We start from the raw sequence: 1,034 nt of genomic DNA, 5'->3' as shown, positions 1-1,034 counted from the left end.
GTCCTGGATCGATTTGAATCCAATGTCTTTTTCAACTAATGACTCAATCAAATTGATCAAGTGAGACATTGAGCGGCCAAGACGATCTAATCGCCATACGATTAAAATGTCTCTAGATGACAATGTATCAAGACATTTATCTAATCCTGGTCGAGTTGATTTTGCTCCCGACGTTTTATCGGTAAAAATATGTTCAGGAGCGCACCCGTTGCTCTTTAACGCATCGATCTGTAGATTTAAGTCTTGATCAGATGTACTTACTCGAGCATACCCTATTTTGAGCCCCATAATCTCATTTACATGTTGAAAAATGACTTTATAAGACTATATTAAATGAGATGGGTTTATAAAACAAATAGAACCAATAAAATCAGACCGAGCGGAGAAATACTTTTCACTCTCATAAAACGGTCGTTTTTTGATACTTTCCTGTTAAATGGAACAATCGATGTAGTATTAATTTAATTTCAGTTTAGTTCCTCCTTCTAGATACTGACGCTATAATTGAAGCGTCAAGTGGTATTAATAGACGGAGTGCAAACGTCGGCGTTGAATAAGAGGTATTACTTTTGCATAGACTTGAAAAAGAATTGCTCGACTTAGTTCAATCCGATACACGCATATTCAGGTTTATTGAACACTCGTCATTGGACGGTATGTGGCATTGGGACTTGGAGAACGCTGAACACTTTTTGGGTCCATATTTTTCTTGGTCGAAAGATTGGATCTTGGAATAGGCAATTAGTTCAATTTCTTAAACCGAGTTCAGGTTAGTTAGACCGTCAAGTTCCTTTAGTAATCACACGACTATACTTTAGGTATGCTCGTATCTCGTGATATCAATTCCCAGCATTAATAACTTAGTTAATAACTTTATTACTTTCTGGCAAATTTTTAAAACAACTTCTTTACAAATTTGCAAATCATTTCTATGTTTATTTTGTGGTATGGACTTTCCAATTGGAAAGCCGTATGACGTTGTGTGGAACTCGCCTTGATTTTTTTGAGTTATTTTGTAGGTTCAAGTAAAACAT

Annotated in this window: 2 protein-coding genes; one reads left to right on the top strand and one right to left on the bottom strand. The window is 35.8% G+C overall.

The window, feature by feature from the left end; all coding sequences use genetic code 11:
- The coding region (locus tag MHN02_RS21540) for a recombinase family protein (RefSeq protein ID WP_239247992.1) at positions 1–288 on the bottom strand (288 nt) is incomplete at its 3' end.
- A 281-nt stretch (positions 289–569) separates the two neighbouring features.
- On the opposite strand from MHN02_RS21540, the gene MHN02_RS21535 reads away from it, so the two are divergent.
- On the top strand, positions 570–737 hold the full coding sequence (locus tag MHN02_RS21535; RefSeq protein ID WP_239247991.1) for a multi-sensor hybrid histidine kinase: 168 nt from the start codon (positions 570–572) through the stop codon (positions 735–737).
- Positions 738–1,034 lie beyond the last annotated feature (297 nt).

The organism is Alteromonas sp. CNT1-28, assembly GCF_022348345.1.
Lineage (GTDB): Bacteria > Pseudomonadota > Gammaproteobacteria > Enterobacterales > Alteromonadaceae > Alteromonas > Alteromonas macleodii.
Note: the sequence above shows the minus strand (reverse complement) of the source record. Positions and strands in the feature narration are given on the sequence as shown.